This is a genomic window from Azospirillum aestuarii (genome assembly GCF_016632405.1).
GTDB lineage: Bacteria > Pseudomonadota > Alphaproteobacteria > Azospirillales > Azospirillaceae > Azospirillum > Azospirillum aestuarii.
On sequence record NZ_JAEPIV010000002.1, the window covers coordinates 907,021 to 931,773 of the forward strand.

At 69.1% G+C, this 24,753-nt stretch carries 22 protein-coding genes; 13 read left to right on the top strand and 9 right to left on the bottom strand.

Annotated features, from left to right (window positions below; genetic code table 11):
• Positions 1-27: 27 nt before the first annotated feature.
• The 4 genes from JJL56_RS08925 to rph form a co-directional block, all read right to left on the bottom strand.
• The gene (locus JJL56_RS08925) at positions 28-1,719 is read right to left on the bottom strand and encodes a methyl-accepting chemotaxis protein (protein WP_145623243.1); all 1,692 of its coding nucleotides are present in this window, start codon (positions 1,717-1,719) and stop codon (positions 28-30) included.
• A gap of 188 nt (positions 1,720-1,907) precedes the next feature.
• Complete coding sequence (gene hemW, locus JJL56_RS08930) at positions 1,908-3,074, bottom strand: radical SAM family heme chaperone HemW (protein ID WP_200484933.1); 1,167 nt, start codon at positions 3,072-3,074, stop codon at positions 1,908-1,910.
• Positions 3,062-3,664 carry an RdgB/HAM1 family non-canonical purine NTP pyrophosphatase gene (rdgB, locus tag JJL56_RS08935; protein ID WP_145623245.1) on the bottom strand — a complete coding sequence of 201 codons (603 nt, stop codon included), beginning with the start codon at positions 3,662-3,664 and terminating at the stop codon, positions 3,062-3,064. The genes hemW and rdgB overlap by 13 nt, the downstream gene beginning before the upstream one ends.
• A gap of 142 nt (positions 3,665-3,806) precedes the next feature.
• Positions 3,807-4,526 (bottom strand): ribonuclease PH, encoded by a 720-nt coding sequence (gene rph, locus JJL56_RS08940; protein WP_035670630.1) that lies wholly within the window; start codon positions 4,524-4,526, stop codon positions 3,807-3,809.
• 163 nt (positions 4,527-4,689) lie between these two features.
• Between rph and hrcA the strand changes: the two genes are divergently transcribed.
• From hrcA to JJL56_RS08955, 3 genes are all read left to right on the top strand, one after another.
• On the top strand, positions 4,690-5,730 hold the full coding sequence (hrcA, locus tag JJL56_RS08945) for a heat-inducible transcriptional repressor HrcA (RefSeq protein ID WP_145623246.1): 1,041 nt from the start codon (positions 4,690-4,692) through the stop codon (positions 5,728-5,730).
• 80 nt (positions 5,731-5,810) lie between these two features.
• Complete coding sequence (gene grpE, locus JJL56_RS08950; RefSeq protein ID WP_145623247.1) at positions 5,811-6,419, top strand: nucleotide exchange factor GrpE; 609 nt, start codon at positions 5,811-5,813, stop codon at positions 6,417-6,419.
• 237 nt (positions 6,420-6,656) lie between these two features.
• Positions 6,657-7,022 (top strand): response regulator, encoded by a 366-nt coding sequence (locus tag JJL56_RS08955; RefSeq protein WP_145623248.1) that lies wholly within the window; start codon positions 6,657-6,659, stop codon positions 7,020-7,022.
• Between the two features lie 33 nt (positions 7,023-7,055).
• Here the strand turns inward: JJL56_RS08955 and JJL56_RS08960 are convergent, their stop codons facing one another.
• Positions 7,056-7,967, bottom strand: coding sequence for a DUF1848 domain-containing protein (locus tag JJL56_RS08960; protein ID WP_200484934.1), 912 nt, complete (start codon positions 7,965-7,967; stop codon positions 7,056-7,058).
• A 93-nt stretch (positions 7,968-8,060) separates the two neighbouring features.
• On the opposite strand from JJL56_RS08960, the gene JJL56_RS08965 reads away from it, so the two are divergent.
• Complete coding sequence (locus JJL56_RS08965) at positions 8,061-8,564, top strand: hypothetical protein (protein ID WP_145623250.1); 504 nt, start codon at positions 8,061-8,063, stop codon at positions 8,562-8,564.
• 130 nt (positions 8,565-8,694) lie between these two features.
• Here the strand turns inward: JJL56_RS08965 and JJL56_RS08970 are convergent, their stop codons facing one another.
• On the bottom strand, positions 8,695-8,898 hold the full coding sequence (locus JJL56_RS08970) for a hypothetical protein (RefSeq protein ID WP_035670647.1): 204 nt from the start codon (positions 8,896-8,898) through the stop codon (positions 8,695-8,697).
• Positions 8,899-9,298: 400 nt separating this feature from the next.
• Here JJL56_RS08970 and dnaK point away from each other — a divergent pair, with 400 nt between their 5' ends.
• From dnaK to JJL56_RS08985, 3 genes are all read left to right on the top strand, one after another.
• A complete protein-coding gene (gene dnaK, locus JJL56_RS08975; protein WP_282186534.1) occupies positions 9,299-11,368 on the top strand; it encodes a molecular chaperone DnaK in 2,070 nt (689 codons plus the stop codon).
• A gap of 162 nt (positions 11,369-11,530) precedes the next feature.
• Complete coding sequence (gene dnaJ, locus JJL56_RS08980; protein ID WP_145623252.1) at positions 11,531-12,676, top strand: molecular chaperone DnaJ; 1,146 nt, start codon at positions 11,531-11,533, stop codon at positions 12,674-12,676.
• 302 nt (positions 12,677-12,978) lie between these two features.
• On the top strand, positions 12,979-14,106 hold the full coding sequence (locus JJL56_RS08985) for a GGDEF domain-containing protein (RefSeq protein ID WP_145623253.1): 1,128 nt from the start codon (positions 12,979-12,981) through the stop codon (positions 14,104-14,106).
• Positions 14,107-14,118: 12 nt separating this feature from the next.
• On the opposite strand, the gene JJL56_RS08990 is transcribed toward JJL56_RS08985, so the two are convergent.
• Positions 14,119-16,644 carry an ABC transporter permease gene (locus JJL56_RS08990; RefSeq protein WP_200484935.1) on the bottom strand — a complete coding sequence of 842 codons (2,526 nt, stop codon included), beginning with the start codon at positions 16,642-16,644 and terminating at the stop codon, positions 14,119-14,121.
• Between the two features lie 112 nt (positions 16,645-16,756).
• The gene (locus tag JJL56_RS08995; protein WP_145623255.1) at positions 16,757-17,491 is read right to left on the bottom strand and encodes an ABC transporter ATP-binding protein; all 735 of its coding nucleotides are present in this window, start codon (positions 17,489-17,491) and stop codon (positions 16,757-16,759) included.
• A 145-nt stretch (positions 17,492-17,636) separates the two neighbouring features.
• Here JJL56_RS08995 and JJL56_RS09000 point away from each other — a divergent pair, with 145 nt between their 5' ends.
• From JJL56_RS09000 to thpR, 4 genes are read left to right on the top strand one after another with little or no spacing between them, the layout of a single operon-like run.
• Positions 17,637-18,245 carry an arylesterase gene (locus tag JJL56_RS09000; protein WP_345772555.1) on the top strand — a complete coding sequence of 203 codons (609 nt, stop codon included), beginning with the start codon at positions 17,637-17,639 and terminating at the stop codon, positions 18,243-18,245.
• A gap of 5 nt (positions 18,246-18,250) precedes the next feature.
• Positions 18,251-19,426, top strand: a complete 1,176-nt coding sequence (locus JJL56_RS09005; RefSeq protein WP_200484936.1) for an FIST signal transduction protein — start codon at positions 18,251-18,253, stop codon at positions 19,424-19,426.
• 12 nt (positions 19,427-19,438) lie between these two features.
• Complete coding sequence (locus tag JJL56_RS09010) at positions 19,439-20,482, top strand: NADP(H)-dependent aldo-keto reductase (protein ID WP_200484937.1); 1,044 nt, start codon at positions 19,439-19,441, stop codon at positions 20,480-20,482.
• A 16-nt stretch (positions 20,483-20,498) separates the two neighbouring features.
• Positions 20,499-21,035, top strand: coding sequence for an RNA 2',3'-cyclic phosphodiesterase (thpR, locus tag JJL56_RS09015; RefSeq protein ID WP_200484938.1), 537 nt, complete (start codon positions 20,499-20,501; stop codon positions 21,033-21,035).
• Between the two features lie 207 nt (positions 21,036-21,242).
• Here the strand turns inward: thpR and JJL56_RS09020 are convergent, their stop codons facing one another.
• Positions 21,243-22,493 carry a UbiH/UbiF/VisC/COQ6 family ubiquinone biosynthesis hydroxylase gene (locus JJL56_RS09020; RefSeq protein ID WP_145623259.1) on the bottom strand — a complete coding sequence of 417 codons (1,251 nt, stop codon included), beginning with the start codon at positions 22,491-22,493 and terminating at the stop codon, positions 21,243-21,245.
• Between the two features lie 319 nt (positions 22,494-22,812).
• On the opposite strand from JJL56_RS09020, the gene glnK reads away from it, so the two are divergent.
• Together glnK and JJL56_RS09030 are read left to right on the top strand one after the other, a co-directional pair.
• On the top strand, positions 22,813-23,151 hold the full coding sequence (glnK, locus tag JJL56_RS09025) for a P-II family nitrogen regulator (protein ID WP_035670687.1): 339 nt from the start codon (positions 22,813-22,815) through the stop codon (positions 23,149-23,151).
• Positions 23,152-23,502: 351 nt separating this feature from the next.
• Positions 23,503-24,735 (top strand): aminotransferase class I/II-fold pyridoxal phosphate-dependent enzyme, encoded by a 1,233-nt coding sequence (locus JJL56_RS09030; protein WP_200484939.1) that lies wholly within the window; start codon positions 23,503-23,505, stop codon positions 24,733-24,735.
• Positions 24,736-24,753: the final 18 nt, after the last annotated feature.

The window sequence follows — 24,753 nt, forward strand, 5'->3', positions numbered from 1 at the left end:
CCTTTTCCCCGTCCCGTTCACCCCACCTTACGCCGCGCGAAGCTGCTGAAGGAAGCCTCCGACCTCGCGGTGCAGCGTGTCGAGCTGGTGGCCGAGCTGGCGCGACATCTCCAGCACGTCGCGGGCGGTGGCGCCGCTCCGGGTCGCCGCGCCGGTGACGCCGGTGATGTTGGCCGACACCTCCTGCGTGCCGCCCGCCGCCTCCTGGACGTTGCGGCTGATCTCGCGGGTCGCCGCCCCCTGCTCCTCGACCGCCGAGGCGATGGAGGTGGCGATCTCGTTCACCCGCAGGATCACCTGGGTCACGCCCTGGATCTCGCCAACCGCGTCGCCGGTCACCGTCTGGATGTTGGCGACCTGGGCGGCGATCTCCTCGGTCGCCTTGGCGGTCTGGTTGGCCAGCGCCTTGACCTCGCTCGCCACCACGGCGAAGCCCTTGCCGGCCTCGCCGGCGCGGGCCGCCTCGATGGTGGCGTTCAGCGCCAGCAGGTTGGTCTGGCTGGCGATGTCGTTGATGAGCTGCACCACCGCGCCGATCTTCTGCACGGCATCGGCCAGTCCGCCGACCTTGCCGTTGGCCCGCCCGCTGAGGGTCACCGCCTCGCCGGCGATGCGCGACGACTCGGCGACCTGCCGGCTGATCTCCTGGATCGAGCCGGCCAGCTCCTCCGACGCGGCGGCCACGGTCTGCACGTTGGCGGAGGTCTGCTCCGTCGCCGCGGCGACGGAGGTCGCCAGCTCGTCGGTCTGGGCGGCGGCGCGGTTCATCTCGGCCGCGCGCTCCTCCATCGTCGCCGCCGCGTCGGACACGGTGCGGACGACGGCGCCGATGCTCTGCTCGAAGCTGGCGGCCAGCGCCAGCATGGCGCGGCGCTTCTCTTCCCCGGCGCGCTGGGCCGACGCGGCCTGCTCTGCCTCCAGCCGCTGCTTGTCGCGGGCGTTGTTCTGGAAGACCAGCACGGCCTTGGCCATGGCGCCGATCTCGTCGCCGCGCTCCGCCTCCGGAAAGCGGGTGGACAGGTCGCCGTCGGCCAGCGAGCGCATCTTGGCGCCCAGCCCGCGCAGCACCCGGCTGATGTCGGTGCCGACCCAGGCGATCAGGCCGATGGCCGGCACCGCCAGCGCCAGGATGACGAAGGCCAGCGTCCGGAGCTGGTCCAGGAAGGCGGCCCGGATGTCGTCGATGAAGATGCCGCTGCCGATGAAGATGTTCCACGGCTCGAAGCCGCGGACATAGCCCAGCTTCACCGCCAGATCGCTGCCGCCGACCGTGCGCGGCCAGTCGTATTCCAGCAGGCCGTCGCCGGTGGCGCGGACCATGCGGATGAACTCCACGATCATGTGGACGCCGTTGGCCGACTTCAGCGGCTTGACGTCGGCGCCGATCAGCTTCGCGTTGACGTGGGCGAAGCCGTGGCCGTCCATGGTGTGGGCGAAGAGATACTCCTTGCCGCCGGCGTAGCGGATGCCGGCCACCGCGGCCTTGAAGCGGGCCTGAGCCTCCTCGCGGGTGATCTTGCCGGCGGCGGCGTCCGCCTCCAGTGTGGCGGCCAGGGTGACCCCGGTCTCCACGATGCTGTGCAGCGTTTCCAGCCGGTCGGCGTGCATACGGCTGTAATTGAGATAAAGGCCGGCACCGGCGATGGCGAAGGATGCGACCGAAGCCGCGACGACGAGCGCCCACAGCTTGGCCCGAATGGAAAGCCTCGTGAGGATCATGGGATGTCCGCCTGAAACTGTCTGCCCTGTCCCGCGCCTCGGCAAGCGGCGGTTGTTTGCCCTTGTCTTTGCCGGGACTCCAAGAATGATCGACAGTCACAGGAAAATCATAAACGGACATATAAAAATGCGGCGCTCGCCGGGGACTGGGCGCCTTTGTCACACCACGTTTGCGGGTATTGGCCCGGTCAGGCCAGAAGAGCCCCCAGCACGGCGTTCAACCGCTGCCGCCCCTCGTGGGTGGCCCGCAACGTGTCCTTGCCGACCTCCAGGAAGCCGCCGGCCACCAGACGTTCCAGCGCCGCGGGATCGACCAGCCCGTCGAGGTCGCGGCCGGTCTCCTCGACCAGCCGGGCGCGGGCCACCCCCTCGCGCAGGCGCAGCCCCATCATCAGCAGCTCCGACCCACGGGACTCGCGGGCGACCGGCTCGGGCGCGGCGGCGCCATGGCCGTCGCGCTCCACCCGCTCCAGCCAGATTTCCGGGGCGCGGTGGGCGCGGGTGGCGAATTTGTCGCCGTCCAGGGTCAGCCGGCCGTGGGCGCCGGGACCGACGCCGACGTAATCGCCGTAGCGCCAGTAGGTCAGGTTGTGGCGGCTCTCCTCGCCGGGGCGGGCGTGGTTGGAGATCTCATAGGCGGGCAGTCCGGCGCGGTCGAGCAGGCTCTGCGTCGCCTCGTAGAGGTCGCCGGCCAGATCCTCGTCGGGCAGCACCAGATCGCCCCGCGCGTGCAGGGGGAAGAAGGCCGTGCCCTCCTCGATGGTCAGCTGGTAGACCGACAGATGGCCGACCGCATGGTCCAGCGCTTGGGTCAGCTCCGCCTCCCACGCCGCGACGGACTGGCCGGGGCGGGCGTAGATCAGGTCGAAGCTGAAGCGGGGGAAGGTCCGGGCGGCCAGCGCGATGGCCCCGGTCGCCTCCGCCGCGCTGTGCTGGCGGCCGAGGAACTTCAGCGCGGTGTCGTCCAGCGCCTGGATGCCCATCGACAGGCGGTTGACCCCGGCGGTGCGGAAGGCGCGGAACTTGTCGGCCTCGACGGACGTCGGGTTGGCCTCCAGCGACACCTCCAGGTCGTCGCCCACCGTCCAGCGGGCGGCGATGCGCTCCAGCACGGCGCCGACCGTCGCCGGCTCCATCAGCGACGGCGTGCCGCCCCCGAAGAAGACCGAGGTGACCCGGCGGCCGGGCGTTGCGTCCGCGTAATGATCCAGCTCCCGCACCAGCGCGGCGCGCCAGCGGTCATGCTCGACCCGGTCGCGGACGTGGCTGTTGAAGTCGCAGTACGGGCACTTCGCCTTGCAGAAGGGCCAGTGGATGTAGATCCCGAAGCCAGGATCAGGAGTCACTTGAAGCATCGCTCCACAAGCTGGCGGAAGGCGTCGGCCCGGTGGCTCATCTCATGCTTCCTGGCCGGGTCCATCTCGCCGAAGGTGATGTCGTGGCCGTCCGGCCTGAACATCGGATCGTAACCGAAACCATGCGCGCCGCGCGGCGGCCAGACCAACGTGCCGGGGCAGCGGCCCTCAACCGTCTCGACATGGCCGTCCGGCCAGGCGAGCGACAGGGCGCAGACGAACCAGGCGCGGCGGTCGGTCTGGCCCTTCAGCCCGTCCTCGACCTTGCCCATGGCCATCTGGAAATCCTTTTCCGGCCCGGCCCAGCGGGCGGAGTAGATGCCGGGGTCGCCGTTCAGCGCCGGCACCACCATCCCGCTGTCGTCGGCCAGCGCGACGTGGCCGGCCTTGGCGGCGGCCAGGGCCTTCAGCTCGGCGTTCGCGACGAAGGTGGTCCCCGTCTCCTCCGGCTCCGGCAGGCCAAGCTCGCCCGCGGACACGAAGGAGGCGGCGTAGGGGCCGAGCAGCGCCGCGATCTCGCGGACCTTGCCCTTGTTGTGGCTGGCGATTACCAGCGTGCCGCCCGTGAAGCGGCGGGGAGGCGTGGTCATGGGGGTTCCTTCGATGTGGACTGTTGCCCCCACCCTCCCGCTTCGCGGGTCCCTCCCTCCCCCGCTGTCGCAGGGGAGGGCCGATTTCCCCTCCCCTGCGACAGCGGGGGAGGGGCAGGGTGGGGGCAAGCGCAACCGCGCTTTACTTCACCGCGATCGCCGCCTTCTGCAAGGCCACCAGCTCGTCGATGCCCTTGCGGGCCAGCGCCAGCAGCTCCATGAACTGCGGCTCGCTGAAGGGGCGCTCCTCGGCGGTGCCCTGGACCTCGACGATGCCGCCCTGGCCGGTCAGAACGAAGTTGGCGTCGGCCTGGGCCGTCGAATCCTCGGCGTAGTCGAGGTCGAGGACGCTGGTGTTCTTGTAGATGCCGCAGGAGACGGCGGCCACATGGTCGGTCAGCGGCATGGTCTTCAGGGCGCCGATCTGCATCAGGTGCTGGAAGGCGAGATGCAGGGCGACGAAGCTGCCGGTGATGGCGGCGGTGCGGGTGCCGCCGTCGGCCTGGATGACGTCGCAGTCGATCTTGATCTGCTTCTCGCCCATGGCGGCGCGGTCGGTGACGGCGCGCAGCGCGCGGCCGATCAGGCGCTGGATCTCCTGGGTGCGCCCCGACTGCTTGCCCTTGGCGGCCTCGCGGTCGGTGCGGCTGTGGGTGGAGCGCGGCAGCATGCCGTATTCGGCGGTGACCCAGCCGAGACCGGTGTTCTTCAGGAAGCGCGGAACGCCCTCGTCCACGCTGGCGGTGCACAGGACGTGCGTGTCGCCGAATCGCACCAGGCAGGACCCCTCGGCGTGCTTGCTGAAATGGGGCTCAAGGGAAATGGTGCGCAACTGGTCGTGGGCGCGGCCGGAGGGACGCATCGGGCATGATCCGCAAATCTGTTGAAATCGGCGGCAAGCTAGCGCCCGCCGCCCCCGTCGTCCAGCGCGCAACCGGGGCGCACGTTGATTCGGCGGGGACACCTGCCTAAATTCGGGACGCCGCCTCCGCGCCTCAACAGCATCGTCCGGTTCCCGCCCCGCCATGATCACCGAGCTGAACCAACGGTCCCGCGAGATCTTCCGGCTGATCGTCGACGCCTATGTGGCGACCGGCGAGCCGGTGGGCTCGCGCACGATCTCGCGGAGGCTCGGCATGGCCCTGTCGCCCGCGACCATCCGCAACGTCATGGCCGATCTGGAGGAACAGGGGTTGCTCTACGCCCCCCACACCTCCGCCGGCCGCATTCCGACCGAGGCGGGGCTGCGCCTGTTCGTCAACGGCCTGCTGGAGATCGGCAGCCTGAGCGAGGACGAGCGCGGCTCCATCGAGGCCAAATGCGCCTCCTCCGGGCGGTCGCTGCAGGACGTGCTGGGCGAGGCCTCCACCCTGCTGTCCGGCCTGTCGCACTGCGCCGGGCTGGTGGTGGCGCCGAAGACCGACCGGCCGCTGAAGCACATCGAGTTCGTCTCGCTGGCCCCCGGCCGGGCGCTGGTCGTGCTGGTCAACGAGGACGGGCTGGTCGAGAACCGCGTCATCGAGGTGCCGGTGGGCGTGCCCGCCGCGACGCTCCAGATGGTCTCCAACTTCCTCAGCGCGAAGCTGGTCGGCCGCACGCTGGACGAGGCGCGACAGGCCGTGCTGCGCGAGATCGAGGACCAGAAGACCGAGCTGGACGAATTGTCGCAGCGCGTGGTTTCCGCCGGGCTCGCCACCTGGGCGGGCAGCAGCGGCCAGAACAGCGGCCAGCTGATCGTGCGCGGCCAGGCGAAGCTGCTGGAGGACGTCACCGCCCTGTCGGACCTGGAGCGCGTGCGCGCCCTGTTCGAGGCGCTGGAGACCAAGGAGACCATGTTGCGCCTGCTCGACGCCACCGGGAAGGGCGACGGGGTGCAGATCTTCATCGGGGCGGAAAATGTGCTGTTCGGCCATTCCGGCTGTTCGCTGATCATCTCGCCGTTTCAGAACAGCCGCGAGCAGGTGATCGGCGCCATCGGCGTGATCGGCCCGACCCGCATCAATTATGCCCGGATCATCCCGCTTGTGGATTATACAGCCAAGGTCATCAGCCGCCTTGTCGGGTGACGACGGATTGGCAATGCTTCGACCATCCCCCACCAGACCCCTTCCATCAGACGACGACCCAAGACGATAACGAGAGAGCCATGAGCGAAGAGCAGAACAAGCCCGCCGAAGCCGAGATGGAGCAGACCGAAGCCGTCCAGGACAAGGCCGCCCAAGACAAGGCCGCGGACGCCGGTGCCGGGGATCGCGTTGCCCAGCTTGAGGCCGAGGTCGCCAGCCTGAAGGACCAGCTCCTGCGCCAGATGGCCGAGGTGGAGAACACCCGCCGCCGCGCCCAGCGCGACCGCGAGGACGCCAGCAAGTTCGCCGTATCCAGCTTCGCCAAGGAGCTGGTGACCGTGGCCGACAACCTGCGCCGCGCGCTGGAGGCCGTTCCCGCCGAGGGCCGAGAGAACGACGAGGTGCTGAAGAGCCTCTCCGTCGGCGTGGAGGCGACGGAGCGCCAGCTCATCTCCGCCTTCGAGCGTGCGGGCATCAAGAAGATCGACCCGACCGGCGAGCTGTTCGACCCGAACTTCCATCAGGTGATGTTCGAGATCGAGAACACCGGCAAGCCCGCCGGGACCGTCGTGCAGGTGCTCCAGCCCGGCTACACCATCCACGGCCGCCTGCTGCGCGAGGCCATGGTCGGCGTCGCCAAGGCCGGTCCTCACGAGATGGGCGGCCAGCACGTCGATACGAAAGCCTGACCGTCCTCCGGACGGATGGCCTGACCGTCCGTTCCGCAGGTCAGGCGGCACGTCTTGCGGCGCGGGGGCATCGGCCTGCCGCGCCGCTCCTTTTCGTACGGTTGCCGTCCTTCGGTTGATCCTAAGATACCGAAGAACTTGCGCCGGACGGATCATTCCCCTATTCGCATCGGGGATTATCGCGGCGCACAATGAACCGCCTGTTGCAGGCCGCCGCTCATTCAGGGAACCGGACCCGTGGCCAAGACCATCCTGACCGTCGACGACTCCAAGACCATCCGCGACATGGTCGCCTTCACGCTGCGCAACGCCGGTTATGGCGTCACCGAGGCGGCGGACGGCAGCGCCGGTCTGGAGCAGGTCAGCCGGCAGAAGTTCGACTGCATCATCACCGACCTGAACATGCCGGGCATGGACGGTCTGGCCCTGACCCGCGCCATCCGGAGCAGCGCGCTCAACCGCGCGACCCCGGTCCTGCTGCTGACCACCGAGGCCGATCCCGCCAAGAAGACCGCCGGCCGCGAGGCCGGGGCCACCGGCTGGCTGGTCAAGCCCTTCAACCCGGACAAGCTGGTCGAGACCGTGAAGAAGGTCTGCCCGTAACCGGGAAGGCGCCGAGACGGCGGGCCGGGGGCCTTATCCCGCCCGCTCCCGCGTGAACAGGAACTCCCCCTCCGGATCGTGGGCGGCGAAGCGCCGTTGCGCCGTGGCGCGGTTGGCGACGGCGTAGCAATAGACGCAGCCGTGCGGGCAGGTGTCGTAATCGCCGATGTCGCGGCTTTCCGCGCACAGGCAGCCGGGGCGGTTTCCCTTTTCCTTGGCCGCGATGGGCCGCCCGGCGACGTCTGACAGCCGTTGCGCGTCCACGCAGCGGGCCGGCGTCGTGCCGGGGACGCCGGTCAGCTCCGGCTGGGTGCACAGCGTCAGCGCCATGCCGTGCTCCGCGGCGATTCCGGCCAGATCGGCCAGCAGGGCGCGCTTCTCCTCGGGGTCCGGGTCGCACCAGGGCACGCCGGCGGCATCCAGGTTGCGCGCCGTCTTGCGGTAGGGCTGGAGAAAGGACACCACCGCCTCGTCGGTCAGGCCGCGCATCCGGCCGGCCAGCCGGGCGAAGGTCTCGCGGTGCCAGGACGGCGGCGTGGCGTCCGCCGTCACCATGGGCGCCTCCACGATGGGCGCCGTCACGATGGGGTCGTAGCGCCAGACGGCGGCGCGCGGCCCCCAGCGGTCGCGCAGCCGGGCCATGTGCTCCACCGCGCGCTCCGCGTCGGGGACGGAGCGTTCCAGCGCGGCGGGCAGGCCGGTGACGCTGTACTGGACGACGAAGGGAAAGCCGCGCCCCGACACCTCCTCCAGCGCCGGAAGGAAGGGGCCGAGATTCTTGGTCCAGAAGACGAAGCCGTCGACCTCCGCGCGGGTCAGGCCGATGCGGTAGGTCTGGCCGCCGTAGGGGTTGACCATGCGGCAGTGCCCGGCCTCCAGCCGGTTCAGGAACCAGCGCCCGTAGAAGGCGGGGATGTCCGTCTTGTAGCTGGCGGAAACGATCATCGCCGGACCATGGTGGCTCGACGGGCCGCGATCAAGGCTGGATTCGCCGACGCTTCGGCCTAAAGTGCCGGCACAGGATCAGGGGAGGATGCCGTGACGGGCGGACAGGACGGCCATAGCGTGGGCCACAGCGTGGAATGGGAAGGGCTGGTGCGGTTCCGGCTGCCGGACGGCTGGCGCGCGGAAGTGGAGGAGCATGAGGGCCACGCTGTGGCCGCCTTCCACCCCCCGGCTCCGGCGGGGGGCGTGCTGCGGCTGGTCACCGACCGGGTGGCGCCGAAGGACGGGCCGGATGGCGCCGTGGCGGTGCTGCGCGAGATGGCGTTGCGCTTCGTGCGCCCCGACGACCCGCGGGCCAGCGACCGGATCGTCGAGCCCTGGGGCGACGACGGCGTGCTGGCCCAGGCGGTGATGATGACGGAGGAGGACGGCGGCACCGACGCCCATTACCTGTGGCTGGTCGGGGCGGAGCGGGACGGCAAGGCGGCGGCGGCCATGTTCAGCTACCGCCTGCCCATGGTCATGGATGGGGATGAGTCCTGCGCCGACACGCTGGCCCTGCTCGACGGGGCGATCCGCGCGGCGGACATCCTGTAGGCCGCTTCCGGAAACCCCGGACGCAAGAAAGCCGCCCTGTCGGGGGCGGCTTTTTCTTTTCCGGCCGGATTGTTCGAGCCCGATGTCCCCGACGTTCCCGCGCCGGTTCGGGCGATCAGCGTTCAGGCGATCAGCAGTGGCCGGCGCCGCCGGACATCAGGGCCTTCAACTGCGCCGCTTTCGGATCGAAGGCCATGGCCGCTTCCTCCGCCGCCATGGCGGCCAGGCTGATGAAGCGCGCCAGATCGTCCAGATCGCACTTCGTCGCGTCGTCCATAAGGCTGTCGAGGCAGGACTTGATGGCCAGAGCCATGTCGCGCCGTTCGTCCATCATCTTGATCCCCCATGGAATACTGCACACGGTCCCGCGTCGGAAAGCCATGGCTGCGAACAACAGCGGCCCCCTTTGCCTTGGACGGATATATCATATTTCCTTCGGATCTCCACTATTAGAATCTTGGGACAACAAAGAAACGGAGCAACCGGCAATTGATTGCGTGCGGTAGTGCACACCATTACTTGTTAATGAAAAGTTAACATGGCTGGGATGCAGGGTTTTGCTTGTGTTAAAGCCCTGTAACAGACCGCTTTCCGGCGTCTTGGCGGGATGATGGGGCGCCGTTGCACGCCTTATGCTTCTGAATACCCCGGTATTCACTTGCGACGCGAAGCCGCAGGCGTGCCGATATGCCCCGGCGTGCGCGTCACCTTTTGGCCTTTTGACGGTTGGCGGAATGACCAGGACGTTGCAGCCCGAAACGCACCTGCCTATATCTCCGGCGACAGACGTGAATCCACCCAACCGTTCCACTGACCCCAAGGGGATCGCGGCGGTGCCGGACCAAACGGGCCGCCACGCATCTGCCGAACAACAGAGGCTGAACATGAGCAAAGTCATTGGCATCGACCTCGGCACCACGAACTCCTGCGTGGCCGTCATGGAAGGCTCCAGCGCCAAGGTGATCGAGAACGCCGAAGGCACGCGCACCACGCCCTCCATGGTCGCCTTCGCGCAGAACGCGGAGCGTCTGGTCGGCCAGCCGGCCAAGCGTCAGGCGGTGACGAACCCCGAGAACACCCTCTTCGCGATCAAGCGTCTGATCGGCCGCCGCTACGACGATCCGCTGACCAAGAAGGACCAGGGCCTCGTCCCCTACAAGATCATTCCCGGCGACAACGGCGACGCCTGGGTGGAAGCCGTCGGCAAGAAGTACAGCCCGTCGCAGATCAGCGCCTTCATCCTGCAGAAGATGAAGGAGACGGCGGAGAACTATCTGGGCGAGAAGGTGACCCAGGCGGTCATCACCGTCCCGGCCTACTTCAACGACAGCCAGCGCCAGGCGACCAAGGACGCCGGCAAGATCGCCGGCCTGGAAGTGCTGCGCATCATCAACGAGCCGACGGCGGCCGCTCTGGCCTACGGCATGGAGAAGAAGGGCGCCGGCACCATCGCGGTCTACGACCTGGGCGGCGGCACCTTCGACGTGTCCGTGCTGGAGATCGGCGACGGCGTGTTCGAGGTGAAGTCGACCAACGGCGACACCTTCCTCGGCGGTGAGGACTTCGACGCCCGCATCATCGACTACCTCGCCGACGAGTTCCAGAAGGAGCAGGGCATCGACCTGCGCAAGGACCGTCTGGCTCTGCAGCGCCTGAAGGAAGCCGCGGAGAAGGCGAAGATCGAGCTGTCCTCGGCCATGCAGACCGAGGTCAACCTGCCCTTCATCACCGCCGACCAGTCCGGTCCGAAGCACCTGAACGTCAAGCTGACCCGCGCCAAGCTGGAAGCCCTGGTGGACGAGCTGGTCGCCCGCACGATCGAGCCCTGCAAGGCCGCGCTCAAGGATGCTGGCCTGAAGGCCAACGAGATCGACGAGGTGATCCTGGTCGGCGGCATGACCCGCATGCCCAAGGTCATCGAGGCGGTGAAGCAGTTCTTCGGCCGTGAGCCGCACCGCGGCGTGAACCCGGACGAGGTCGTCGCCATCGGCGCCGCCATCCAGGGCGGCGTGCTGAAGGGCGAGGTCAAGGACGTCCTGCTGCTCGACGTCACCCCGCTGTCGCTCGGCATCGAGACGCTGGGCGGCGTGTTCACCCGCCTGATCGACCGCAACACGACGATCCCGACCAAGAAGTCCCAGACCTTCTCGACCGCCGAGGACAACCAGAACGCGGTGACCATCCGCGTCTTCCAGGGCGAGCGCGAGATGGCCGCGGACAACAAGATGCTCGGCCAGTTCGACCTCGTCGGCATCCCGCCGGCCCCGCGCGGCGTGCCGCAGGTCGAGGTGACCTTCGACATCGACGCCAACGGCATCGTCAGCGTCACGGCGAAGGACAAGGCCACCGGCAAGGAGCAGCAGATCCGCATCCAGGCGTCGGGCGGCCTGTCGGACGCCGACATCAACAAGATGGTGAAGGACGCCGAGGCCCACGCCGCCGACGACAAGAAGCGGCGTGAGCTGGTGGATGCCCGCAACCATGCGGACGCGCTGATCCACACGACCGAGCGGACGATCAAGGAGAACGCCGACAAGATCCCCGCCGCCGACAAGACCGCCGCGGAGGCCGCCGTGGCCGAGTTGAAGTCGGTGATGGACGGCGAGGACCTGGAGGCCGTGAAGGCGAAGACCGAGGCGCTGGCCCAGGTGTCGATGAAGCTGGGCGAGGCCATGTACAAGGCCGGCCAGGGCGAGGCTCCCGGTGCCGGTGCCGCCGGTGCGGCGGGCGCCGCCCCGAACGAGCCGGGTGTGGTCGACGCCGACTTCGAGGAAGTGGACGACGACAAGAAGAAGTCGGCGTAAGCGTTCGGAACCGGAGGCAACCGTCGGGCAGCCGCCCGTTGCCTCCGGTGTCACAGCCGGGAGAACCCGGCGCCATGCAGTATCGTCCGGCCCGTCATCCGTCCTGCGGTGGCGGGCCGGAGATATGATTGGTCTATTAGTATGTGAAGGCGGTCGGGGCCCATGGCGAAACAGGACTATTACGAGCTGCTCGGGGTGGCGAAGGGCGCCAGCGCGGACGAGATCAAAAAAGCGTACCGCAAGATGGCGATGCAGTATCACCCGGACCGCAACCAGGGTGACAAGGACGCCGAGCACAAGTTCAAGGAAATCAGCGAAGCCTACGACGTCCTGAAGGACGAGCAGAAGCGCGCGGCCTACGACCGCTTCGGCCACGGCGCCTTCGAGAACGGGCGCGGCGGGGCCGGCGGCGGCTTCGGTGGCTTCGATTTCGGCGGCGGCGGCGGCGGCTTCGCCGACATCTTCGACGAGATGTTCGGGGAGTTCATGGGCGGGCGCCGCGGCGGCGGCGGCGCGTCGGGCCGCGGCCAGGACCTGCGCTACAATCTGGAGATCGGGCTGGAGGAGGCCTTCAAGGGCACCACGGCCAACGTCCGCGTTCCCTCCACCGTCGCCTGCGATTCCTGCAGCGGCTCCGGTGCGGCGGCGGGGACCCAGCCGGTCACCTGTCCGACCTGCCAGGGCCACGGCAAGGTGCGCGCCCAGCAGGGCTTCTTTACCATCGAGCGCACCTGCCCGGCCTGCCACGGCCAGGGCCGCGTCATCAAGGACCCCTGCAAGAGCTGCGGCGGCGCCGGGCGCCTGCGCAAGGAGAAGACCCTCCAGGTCAACATCCCCGCGGGCGTCGAGGACGGCACGCGCATCCGTCTGGCCGGCGAGGGCGAGGCGGGGTTGCGCGGCGCGCCGCCGGGCGACCTCTACATCTTCCTGGCCATCGCGCCGCACCCGATCTTCCAGCGCGACGGCGCCAACATCCATTGCCGGGTGCCGATCCCCATGACCACCGCGGCGCTGGGCGGCACGGTGGAGGTGCCGACGATCGAGGGCAGCCGCACCAAGGTGACGGTGCCGCCCGGCACCCAGTCCGGCCACCAGTTCCGCATCAAGGGCAAGGGCATGTCGGTGCTGCGCAGCCAGCAGCGCGGCGACATGTACATCCAGGCCGTTGTCGAGACTCCGGTCAACCTGACCAAGAAGCAGCAGGAGCTTCTGCGCGAGTTCGACAACGCCGGCAAGGAAGGCTCCCACCCGCAGTCCGAAGGCTTCTTCGCCAAGGTGAAGGAGCTTTGGGAAGACCTGAAGGACTGACCGCCTCCGTTCCGACCGCAGGAAAAGGCCCGGCCCATCGCCGGGCCTTTTTCGTGCCGGGCCTTTTTCATGCGCGCCGCGTGCTTTTGCCCCAGTGGTATGACCAATCCGGCGTTGACAGTGGCGGGTGGCGGGAAGACTGTCGCCGAAAATCGCGTACACATGCGTTGATGCCACAGGCCGCGCCGCATACGCACGTATCCCTGGAAATCACAGCAATTGCCGTTGCCGATGGGGGGCATCGCGTGTATCAACAAGCGCTTAATCTCCTCAGACGGTTCGCGGAGAGGGCATTCCAGGCGGTGAGCGGCGATCTCTCCTTCGAGCAGTTGCGCGACCTGATGCATCCGGGCGGACACACCCCGATCATCCAGCGTCGCCGGGCCGTGCTGATCCATTCCCGCGTCCGCATGGTCGCGGCCGTGTTCGCGGTGCTGACGCCGCTGTGGATCGTCATCGACGTCTTCATCTTCCCCTGGCCGTTGTGGGGCTATCTGGCCGGCCTGCGGCTGGTCTCCAGCTTCGCCTTCGGCGCGCTGGCGCTCGGCTACCGGGTCTGCGACGACATGGGCAGCGCGTGGCGGGGGCTGGCCCTGCTGCTGGCGGTGCCGACGATCTTCTTCCTCGCCTCGCACCCCATGCTGAACGAGGACATGATCGCGGGAAGCGCGCTGGCGGTGGCCGCCGGCTACGCCTTCCTGCCCTTCGTGATGGTGGCGGGGCTTAGCGTCTTCCCGCTGACCGCGCTGGAGGGGCTGGCCTTCGCCACGCCGATGCTGGCGGCGCATATGCTGGCCGGCGTCTACGGCTCGCTGGTCTTCCCCTTCCCCTCCTATCTGGGCGCCCTGTGGCTGCTGGTGCTCATCATGGTGGTGGCGACGCTGGCGGCGATGAGCCAGCTGCACTTCATGATGGCCCTGGTCGATCAGGCGTCGCACGACGGGCTGACCGGCGCCTTCTCCCGCCGCATCGGGGAGGAGCTTCTGCGGCTGCAATTCGCGCACGCCCAGCGCTCGGACCATCCGCTGTCGGTGATCTTCTTCGACCTGGACAATTTCAAGTCGATCAACGACCGGTTCGGCCACGACCAGGGCGACAAGCAGCTCGGGCGGTCGGCGGAGGCCATCCGCGCCATGCTGCGCCAGTCCGACGTGCTGGTCCGCTGGGGCGGCGAGGAGTTCGTGGTCATCATGCCCAACACCGGCCGTCAGGGCGCCCTGACAGCGGTGGAGCGGCTGCACGAGCGGGGCTTGGGCAAGCGCCCGGACGGAACCCCGCAGACCGCCAGCATCGGCGTCGCCGAATACCTCCACGACCGCCCGATGGACTGGGAACGGCTGGTCGATCTGGCCGACCAGCGGATGTATGCGGCCAAGCAGTCCGGGAAGAACCGGATCGTCGCCGACGACCGGGTCCCCGAACCGGCCTGACCGCTTCCGCCCTCAGTCGTTGCGCAGCAGCGGGGCGGAGGGCTGGCCGAGCGCCCGCCACGTCCCGAGGAAGCCGAAGGCCAGCGTGATCGCGGTGCTGAGCAGCGCCGTGGTCAGTACGGCCGACGGCAGGAAGGTCCAGTCCCAGCGCATCAGGAAGGTCATCACCGCCCAGGCCGTGATGGTGCCAATGATCCCGGCGATGGCCGCGGTCAGGATGCCGAGCAGCCCGTATTCCAGCAGGAACGCCTTCAGCACGTCGGCCCGCGTGGCGCCCAGCACCTTCAGCACCACGGCGTCGTAGACCCGGCGGCGGTGCCCGGCGGCGACCGCGCCGGCCAGCACCAGCGTGCCGGCGGCCAGCGTGATGCCCGCGGTGACCCGCACCGCCGTGCCGATGTGGCCCAGCATGGTGCCCACCGTGTCCAGCGCGTCCTTCACCCGCACCAGCGTGACGTTGGGGAAGCGCTGCAGGACGGAGCGCTGCACCTCCGGCTCCGCCGCCGGGGTGCTGCGGACGGTGGCTATCCAGGTCTGCGGCGCCCGCTCCAGCGTGCCCGGCGCGAAGACCAGGGCGAAGTTGATGGCCAGCGTCGAGAAGTCGGCGGCGCGCACGTTGCCCACCGTCGCCTCGATGGTGCGGCCCAGGACGTTGATCCCCATGGTCGCGCCGGGACCGATGCCGAAGGCGCTCGCCACGTTCTGGTGGATGGAGATCAGCGGCGCCCCCTTGTAGTCCTCCGGCCACCAGGAGCCGGCGACGATCTCCGAATGCTCGGGCAGCTTGGCGGAATAGGTGATGCCGCGGTCGCCGGACAGCACCCAGGACTGCTCGGGGTTGACCAGCGCCTTCTCCGCCGGCTGGCCGTTCACCGTCTCGATCCGCCCGCGCAAGCTGGGCACCGCTTCGAACCCGCTGGTGCCGGGCAGGGCGCCGACCATCTGCTTCAGCGGCTCGAACTGGTCGGGCTGGATGTCCACGAAGAAGAAGCTGGGCGCGTCCTTGGGGATCGTCTCGTTGACCCGGCGGGAGAAGTTGCCCTCGATCAGCGCGATGGTGACCAGCACCGTCAGGCCGAGGCCGAGCGACAGCACCACCGCCCCGGTCGGGTTGCCGGGCCGGTGCAGGTTGGCGAGCGCCAGCCGCATCCCCGGACGGCGTGGGCGCCCCGCCGCCGCGGCCCCACGCACCACCAGCCAGGCGGCCACGCGGAAGGCGATGAAGGTGGCGATGGAGCCGCCGACGAACCAGGCGGCGAACATCTTGTTGTGGGCAGTGGCGACGGCCAGCCCGGCCAGAGCCGCGACGGTCAGCGCCATCGCCGCCAGATAGACCGCGCGCGGGCGGCCCCCGGCGGGGGCGACCACGTCGCGGAACTGCGCCGCCGCCGGCACCTCCCGCGCGCGGCCCAGCGGCCACAGCGAGAAGGTCAGCGCGGTCAGCAGCCCGTAGAGCGCGGCCAGGGCCAGGGCGCTCGGGTAGACGCCGATCCGGGTGGGAACCGGCAACACCTGGTCGAGCAGCGACCCCAGCCCCAGCGGCGCCACCGCGCCGAGAAGGAGCCCCAGCAGGATGCCCAGCCCCGACAGTGCCAGGATCTGCAGCAGATAGACCTGGAAGACCAGATCGCCCGGCGCGCCCAGGCATTTCAGCGTGGCGATGGTGCGGGCGCGCGAGTCGAGATGGCTGCGCACCGCGTTGCCCACCCCGACCCCGCCGACCAGCAGGGCGGTCAGCCCGACCAGCGTCAGGAACAGCGTCATGCGGTCGATGAAGCGCTCGATCTGCGGGGAGGCGTTGGTGAAGTCGCGGACCCGCCAGCCGGCGTCGGGGAAGCGCGCGGTCAGCGCCGTCTGCCACGCCGCCACGTCGGTGCCCGGCGGCAGGGCCAGCTTGGCGGTCCAATAGACGATGCTGCCGGGCTGGAGCAGGCCGGTGCCCTCCAGCGACGGCAGGCCGATCATCACACGCGGCCCCAGCGAGAAGGCGCCGTTGGAGGCGCGGTCCGGCTCCCGCGTCAGGACACCGCGCACGGCGAACTCGCCCTCGCCCAGCCGCAGCGTATCGCCGGTCTTCAGCCCCAGCCGGTCGAGCAGCCCGTCCTCGACCAGCGCGCCCCAGCGCCCGTCGCGGTTGGCCAGCGCCGTGTGCAGGTCGCCCTCCGGCGCCAGGGCGACGGAGCCGTAGAGCGGGTAGACGCCGTCCACCGCCTTCAGCTCGACCAGCGTGGACCGCGCGTCGTCGGCGGAGCGGGCCATGGCGCGCATGTCCACCGACTGCGACAGGCGCCCGGCCTGTTCCAGCCAGGCGCGCTGCTCGTCGGTCGGCGGTGCGTAGATCTGCCGCAGCGCGACGTCGCCGCCCAGGATGGCCCGCCCGTCCGCCTGCAGGCCCGACAGAACGCCGCCGGACACGGAATTGACCGCAGCGATGGCCGCGACGCCGAGCGTCAGACAGGCCAGGAAGATGCGGAACCCCTTCAGCCCCCCGCGCAGCTCGCGGCGGGCCAGACGGAAGGCGAGGGCGAGGTTGGTCATGGGTGCGTCCGGCGGGGTGTGATGATGTGTGGGCGGCGGTGGGGAAAAGCCCTCCCCTGCGAAGCGGGGGAGGGTTGGGTGGGGGCTCGGCTCAGCCACGCCCCCGGAAATCTCAATCCCCCACCACGCGCTCGCGTTCGGCGCGGGTGGTCATGCCGTCGTCGACGATGCGCCCGTCCATCAGGCGCACGGTGCGGTCGCAGCGGTCGGCCAGGGACGGGTCGTGGGTGATCAGCACCAGCGTCGTGCCGCGCCGCTCAGCGAGGTCGAACAGCAACTCCACGATGGTGGCGCCGGTGCCGATGTCGAGGTTGCCGGTCGGCTCGTCGGCCAGCAGCAGCGACGGTTCGGCGACGAAGGCGCGGGCCAGTGCGACGCGCTGCTGCTCGCCGCCGGACAGCTGGCCCGGATAATGGGTCAGCCGATGGCCCAGCCCGACCGCCTCCAGCCCTTGCCGCGCGCGGTCGAAGGCGTCGGCGGCCCCGGCGAACTCCAGGGGGATGGCGACGTTCTCCAGCGCGGTCATCGTCGGCACGAGGTGGAAAGCCTGGAAGACGATCCCCACATGGTCGCGGCGGAAGCGCGCAAGCCCGTCCTCGTCCAGCCGGCCCAGATCCTGCCCGGCGACGCGCACGGTCCCGCCCGTAGGGCGTTCCAGCCCGGCCATGACCATCATCATGGTCGATTTGCCGGAGCCCGACGGGCCGACCACGCCGACCCGTTCACCGGGCTGGATGCGGAGATTCAGGCCTCTCAGGATGTTGACGGGTCCGGCCGCGCTGTCCAATCTCAGATGCACCTCGTCGAGATCGACGATGGTGGACTCAACGGAATCGGGTCGGGACATTGGCATGCGTCTCTGGAACGGGCGGGGGAATGGGCGGGAAAACCTCACGCCATATGGCATGGTGCGCCGCCATTTCAACACGGCCCTCCTTCGGTCGGGGCTGGCCGCTCTCGCCGTCGTTGCGGGAATTGGCGCGGGAATCGGCATGACCGCTCCCGCGTTCGCCCAGGGTGGTTCGGGGAAAGGGCCTTACACCCTGCTGGCGCTCGGCGACAGCCTGACCGCCGGCTACGGCCTTCCCGAAGCGCAGTCCTTCACTCCGCAGTTGCAGGCGGCGCTGCGGGCGAAGGGCTACGAGGTGACCGTCGTCAACGCCGGCGTGTCGGGCGACACCACGGCGGGTGGGCTGTCGCGGTTGGACTGGGCGCTGGCCGACAAGCCGGACGCCGTGCTGGTGGAGCTGGGGGCGAACGACATGCTGCGCGGGCTCGACCCCGGCGCGGCGCGCGCCAACCTCGACGCCATCCTGAAGCGGCTGACCAGCGAGAAGTTGCCCGTGCTGCTGGCCGGGATGTACGCCTCGCCCAGCCTGGGCCGCGCGTACGGGGACGGCTTCAACGCCATCTACCCGGATCTGGCGAAGACATACGACGTACAACTCTATCCCTTCTTCCTGGACGGCGTGGCGGCGGACGCCGCGCTGAATCAGCCCGACGGCATCCATCCCAACGCGGCCGGCGTGAAGGTGATCGTGGAGCGCATCGCGCCCCACGTCGCCCGCCTTCTGGACGGCATCGCCAAGAGCGGAGACTGACACCCATGGCGACCCTGGCCGGCGACACCGCCACCACCGAGACTTTCTTCAAGGCCGCATCGGCCTCCGGCACCGAATGGGGCGCCGTCGTCAAGTCCTGCCTGGACGAGCTGGGGGCGGTGGAGGGCTGCAACCTCGGCTTCCTCTACATCACCGACGCGCTGGCGGAGCACGCGACGAGCATGGTCACGCTGCTGCGCGGCGTCACCGGCATCCGCGACTGGGTGGGTACGGTCGGCATCGGCGTCTGCGCCAACGACGAGGAAATCTTCGACAAGCCGGGCATCGCCGTGATGGTGGCCCGCCTGCCGCCGGAGGGCTTCCGCCTGTTCCCGGTGGTATCGGGCGACATGGAGCCGCTGCGCCGCATGGCCGGCGGCTGGCTGGACAAGCACGGCGCCATGCTGGCGCTCGCCCACGCCGACCCGCGTCACCAGGATCTGGCCGGGCTGGTCGTTTCGCTGGCGGAAACAACGGGAGCCTTCCTGGTCGGCGGCCTGTCGGCCTCGCGGTCGGAGTTCCCGCAGTTCACCATCCCCGGCAACACCGCCACGATGGTCGGCGGGCCGGTGGCCGAAGGCGGCGTGTCGGGCGTGCTGTTCGCGCCGCAGGTGCCGGTCGCCACCGGCCTCAGCCAGGGCTGCACGCCCATCGGGCCGGTCCGCACCATCACCGCGGCGGAGGACAACGTCGTCCTGGAGATCGACGGGCGCCCGGCGCTGGAGGTCTTCAAGGAGGACATCGGCGAACTGCTGGCCCGCGACCTCAAACGGGTGTCCGGCTACATCTTCGCCGGCCTGCCGATCGCCGGCAGCGACACGGCGGATTATCTGGTCCGCGACCTGATCGCCATCGACCCGCGCGCCGGCTGGATCGCCGTCGCCCATCATGTGCAGAGCGGCCAGCCCATCCTGTTCACCCGCCGGGATCAGCAGAGCGCCGAGGCCGACATGCGCCGCATGCTGGCCAATCTGAAGAAGCGCGTGAAGACCACCCCGAAGGGCGCCCTCTACGTCAGCTGCATCGCCCGCGGCCCCAGCCTGTTCGGCGAGGGCAGCCAGGAACTGGCGCTGATCCGGGAAACCTTCGGCGACATCCCACTGGCCGGTTTCTTCGCCAGCGGCGAAATCTCCAACGCCCGCCTGTATGGATACACAGGCGTGCTCACCCTGTTCCTTTAAGGACCACACCCAATGCAATACCGTCCGCTCGGCCGCACCGGCCTGTCGGTCAGCGCCATCGGCCTGGGCACCATGACCTGGGGCCGCCAGAACAGCGAGGCCGAAGGCCACGCCCAGATGGATTACGCGCTCGGCGAGGGCGTGAATTTCTGGGACACCGCGGAGATGTACGCCATCCCCCCGACCGCCGACACGTACGGACGTACGGAGGAGGTGATCGGCACCTGGTTCAAGGCGAACGGCAAGCGCGATCAGGTGATCCTGGCGAGCAAGGTCGTCGGTGCCACCGACGGCGGCTTCGCCTGGGTGCGCAACGGCGAGGCGAAGCTCGACCGCGCCAACATCTTCGCGGCGGTGGAGGCCAGCCTGCGCCGGCTCCAGACCGACTACATCGACCTGTACCAGCTCCACTGGCCCGACCGTTCGACCAACCGCTTCGGCGCGCGCAACTACGTCCACCGGCCGGAGAAGGACGGCACCCCCATCGAGGAGACTCTGGAGGCGCTCGACGAGCTGGTAAAATCCGGCAAGGTGCGGCACATCGGCGTGTCGAACGAGTCGCCCTGGGGGGTGATGCAGTTCCTGAAGCTGGCGGAGGACAAGGGCCTGCCGCGCATCGCCTCGATCCAGAACGCCTACAGCCTGCTGAACCGGACCTTCGAGCAGGGTCTGGCCGAGGTGTCCCTGCGCGAGGATGTCGGGCTTCTCGCCTATTCGCCGCTGGCCGCCGGCACGCTGACCGGCAAGTATCTGGACGGCGCCGTTCCCGCCGGCACCCGCCGCGCGCTGGATCACCGCAAGTCGCGCTACGCCACCGTCAACGCCGACGCGGCCACCCGCGAGTATCTGGACGTCGCCCGGCGCCACGGCCTGTCGCCGACGCAGATGGCCATCGCCTTCACCCTGCGGCAGCCCTTCGTGGCGTCCTCGCTGATCGGCGCGACGACCATGGAGGACCTGAAGTCCAACATCGCGGCGGTGGACGTCACGCTGTCGGACGAGGTGATGAAGGACATCGAGGCGGTCAACGCCCGCTATCCCGACCCCTGCCCGTAACCGTTCCGGAAAGCCAATGATCCGTCTCTTCGTCGCCCTCGATTTTCCGGAGGATGTGCGCCGGCGTCTGGCGGGGCTGGGCGGCGGCGTGCCCGGCGCCCGCTGGACCGACGCGGACAACCTGCACCTGACGCTCCGCTTCATCGGGGAAGTGCCGGGGGATCAGGCGGCGGAGATCGACGAGTCGCTGGCGCAGATCGTGGCGCCGGCCTTCGATCTGCTTCTGGACGGCGTGGGCGTGTACGGCAGCGGCCGCAACGCCCGCGTCCTCTGGGCCGGGGTGGAGCGCAGCGACGCCTTGTCGCACCTCCAGTCCAAGGTCGAGTCGGCGCTGGTCCGCTGCGGCCTGCCGGCGGAGGAGCGCAAATTCTCGCCCCACGTCACGCTTGCCCGGCTGAAGGACGCGCAGAAGGACCGGATCGGACGCTTCGTCGAGGAGCGCGGGATGTTCCGCGCCGGTCCGATCCGGGTGGAGCACTTCACGCTCTACCGCAGCCACTTGGGCAAGGGGGCTGCGGTGTACGAGGCGCTGTCGGAATACAGGTTGGGGTGAGTTCGGGAGTCTTGTCGGGCAGCAGGGTCTTCACGGATTTCCCGGATTTAAACACGGATTACACGGATTTTTTATTTGGTCTTGCCCAGTGCGTGCTGATCGGTAAGGCCTTGCGCTGAAGCACGAACAAAAGAAATCCGTGTAATCCGTGGCAAAATCCGTGCAATCCGTGAAGCCCCTGTTGTCCCCCGAGAATCCAACCGCGCCTTACAGCGGCACGCCCTTGATCATCCGCGGCAGCTCGCCGACCACGCCCATCGCGTGCCGCATGAAGAAGCGCTTCAGCGGTGGCAGGCGGTTGACGACGGCCATGCCGACGTCGCGGGCCAGCTTGATCGGCGGGATGTTGTTCGAGAACAGGTGCACCAGACCGTCGCAGACCACGGCCAGCAGCACCGTGTCGAAGCGGCGCCAGCGCTGGAAGCGGGCCAGCACCTCCGGCGAGCCGACGTCCAGCCCCAGCCGGTGGGCGTCCACGATCACCTCGGCGAGCGCCGCCACGTCGCGCAGGCCCAGGTTCAGCCCCTGCCCGGCGATGGGGTGGATGGCGTGGGCCGCCTCGCCGATCAGGGCGACGCGCTCCGCGATGAAGCGCTCGGCCAGCAGGACCGACAGCGGCCAGGCGTCGCGCCGGGTCACCAGCTCGATGTCGCCCAGATAGCCGCCCGACCGCCGGGTCAACTCGTCAATGAACTGGTCCTCGGGCAGCTTCAGATACATGTCGACCAGCGACCGCTTCTCGCTCCACACGATGGAGGAGCGGTTCTCGGTCATCGGCAGCACGGCGAAGGGGCCGTTGGGCAGGAAATGCTCCACCGCCACGCCGTTGTGCGGCTCAGAATGGCGGATCGTGCAGATGATCGCGGACTGGTCGTAGGCCCAGGTGCGCAGCTTGATGCCGGCGCTCTCCCGCGCCAGCGAACGGCGCCCGTCGGCCCCGACGACCAGCCGCGCCTTGACCACCCGCCCGTCGGCCAGTTTCACGGTGGCGCCGGCGCGGGTGCGCTCGATCGACACCGCCTGGGCCGGGGCCAGATGGTGCAGGCCGGGCAATTCCTTCGCGCGGGCGAACAGGGCGCGGCGCATGTCCTTGTTGTCGAGAATCCAGCCGAAGGGCTGATTCTTGCCGTCCCAGGTCAGCTCCGTGTGGTCGTAATGGACGAACAGGGGCGAGAACTGGTCGGCCACGCGGATGTCCAGGATGGGGCCGGCGTAGGGCTCCATGTGCTTCCACACGCCCGCCCCCTCCAGCACCTTCATCGAGGCGTAGGCGACCGCCGTGGTGCGGATGTCGAAGTCGTCCCCCGCCTGCCGGTCCGGGCTGTCGCGGTCGATGCAGACCACCGGAACGCCCGCGGTGGCCAGCGCCGCCGCCATGCTGAGCCCGGCCAGTCCGCCGCCCAACACGACGACGTCGGTCGTGATCTCCTGCGCTGCGGTGGTGCCCGATTCGGTCATGATGGCGCTGCCCTTCGATCAGTGTAGACGGGTACGAACAATCGTTCCGCTCGGTCCGGATGTCCAGCGGCGCTGCGTCGCGGCCCCCGAATTGCGTAATTATTAGGCATGACCTGCCCAATCGATCGGCGAAACAGCCAAAAACCGCTGAAAATGGCCGATTCTGCAACCGGCACGATTTTTGAAGACATTGCTTTTTATGGTCGAGGCGAACACGCTCGAGTCACGTTCGGAAAACCCGCCGTCACGGTGGGATCGGCCGAGGGGGGACCGGGCGACCGCAAGGGCCCGCAAACACGCATACCCAAGGGGAAGCCACATGAAACTGGTTATGGCCATCATCAAGCCGTTCAAGCTCGACGAAGTGCGCGAGGCGCTGACGTCGCTCGGGATTCAGGGCCTGACGGTGAGCGAGGTCAAGGGCTTCGGACGCCAGAAGGGTCAGACCGAGATCTACCGCGGCGCCGAGTATTCCGTGAGCTTCCTGCCCAAGGTAAAGGTCGAGGTCGCGGTGTCGGACGACCAGTACGAGCAGGTGGTCGAGGCGATCCAGAAGGCCGCCAACACCGGCCGCATCGGCGACGGCAAGATCTTCGTGCTGGACATCGCCCAGGCCGTGCGCATCCGCACCGGCGAGACCAACACCGAAGCTCTCTGAGGCGTCCTGGAGGAAGCGGACAGGGCGGGGCGTCATCGCCCGCCCCTCCCGCAAGGGGGGAAGGCGCGTCCGCTTTTTCTTGCTGCGGGGCATCGATGATCTGCCCGGTGACTTGAGGTCGGGCGCGCCAGTCTTTCCACCGTGGCGCCGAGGCCGCCGGAACGGGCGGCGTATGCTTTCCCTTGACCGGGCCTTGTCCGGTTTTGTGCCCTTGTGCCGGGACTCCACCGCCGGTAGGATCGTTTCCGTTTCGTATCGGGCAGAGGCCCCCAGAGGCCCCTGACGGGCCGTGCCCCTCGGGGCCGGCCCGGCCTTTTCGGGCCGTCCTCATGGAAAGGATTCATCGGCGGCATGTCGCTCCCGGACCTCGGCACCTTCGCTCTCGTCAACGACCGGCTCGACCGGCTGTCGGACTACCCCTTCACCCGGCTGGCGGCGCTGCTGTCCGGGGTGACGCCGCGCGCCAACGCCGAGCCGATCATGATGTCGGTGGGCGAGCCGCAGCACCAGCCGCCGGCCATCATCGACGAGACGCTGCGCGCCAACGCCCATCTGTGGGGCAAATACCCGCCGGTCGGCGGCACGCCGGAGTTCCGCGAGGCGGTGGGCGCTTGGCTGACCCGCCGCTACGCCCTGCCGGACGGGCTGTTCGACGCCGAAAAATCCGTCCTGCCGGTGTCCGGCACGCGCGAGGCGCTGTTCCTGCTGGCCCTGCTGGCCGTGCCGCCGAGCAAGGCGGGCCGTCAGCCGGCGGTGCTGATGCCCAATCCCTTCTACGCGCCCTACGAGGGGGCGGCGCTGCTGGCGGGGGCGGAGCCGGTGTTCCTGCCCTCCACCCGTGAGACCGGCTTCCTGCCCGACCTCGACGCGCTGACGCCGGAGTTGCTGGAGCGCACGGCTCTGTTCTACCTCTGCACCCCGGCCAACCCGCAGGGGGCGGCGGCCGACGCCGCCTATCTGGAGCGGGCCATCGGGCTGGCGCGCCGCTACGGCTTCATCCTGGCGGTGGACGAGTGCTACGCCGAGATCTACCTGGACAGGCCGCCGGTGGGCGCGCTCCAGGTCGCGTCGGGGTTGGCTCATGGCGGGAAGCCCTGGGCGAACATCCTGGTCTTCCATTCCCTGTCCAAGCGGTCGAGCGCCGCCGGGCTGCGGTCGGGCTTCGTGGCCGGCGATCCGGAACTGATGTCCCGCTTCACCCGCCTGCGCAGCTACTCCAACGCCGGGATGCCGCTGCCGGTGCTGGCGGCCAGCGCCGCCCTGTGGCGGGACGAGGCGCATGTCGAGGAGAACCGCGCGCTCTACCGCGCCAAGTTCGACGCGGCGGAGGCCGCGCTGAAGGGGCGCTACGGCTATTACCGGCCGGACGGCGGCTTCTTCCTGTGGCTGGAGGTCGGCGACGGCGAGGAGGCGACGCGCCGCCTGTGGGCGGAGGGCGGCATCCGCGTTCTGCCCGGCGCCTATCTGACCCGCTGCAACCCCGGCGAGGCCAATCCCGGCGCCCCCTTCATCCGCATCGCGCTGGTGAACGACGCCGAGACGGTCGGCCACGCCTGCAGCACCATCGCCCGCATCCTGGGATAAGGGCCGCCCGGTTCGGCT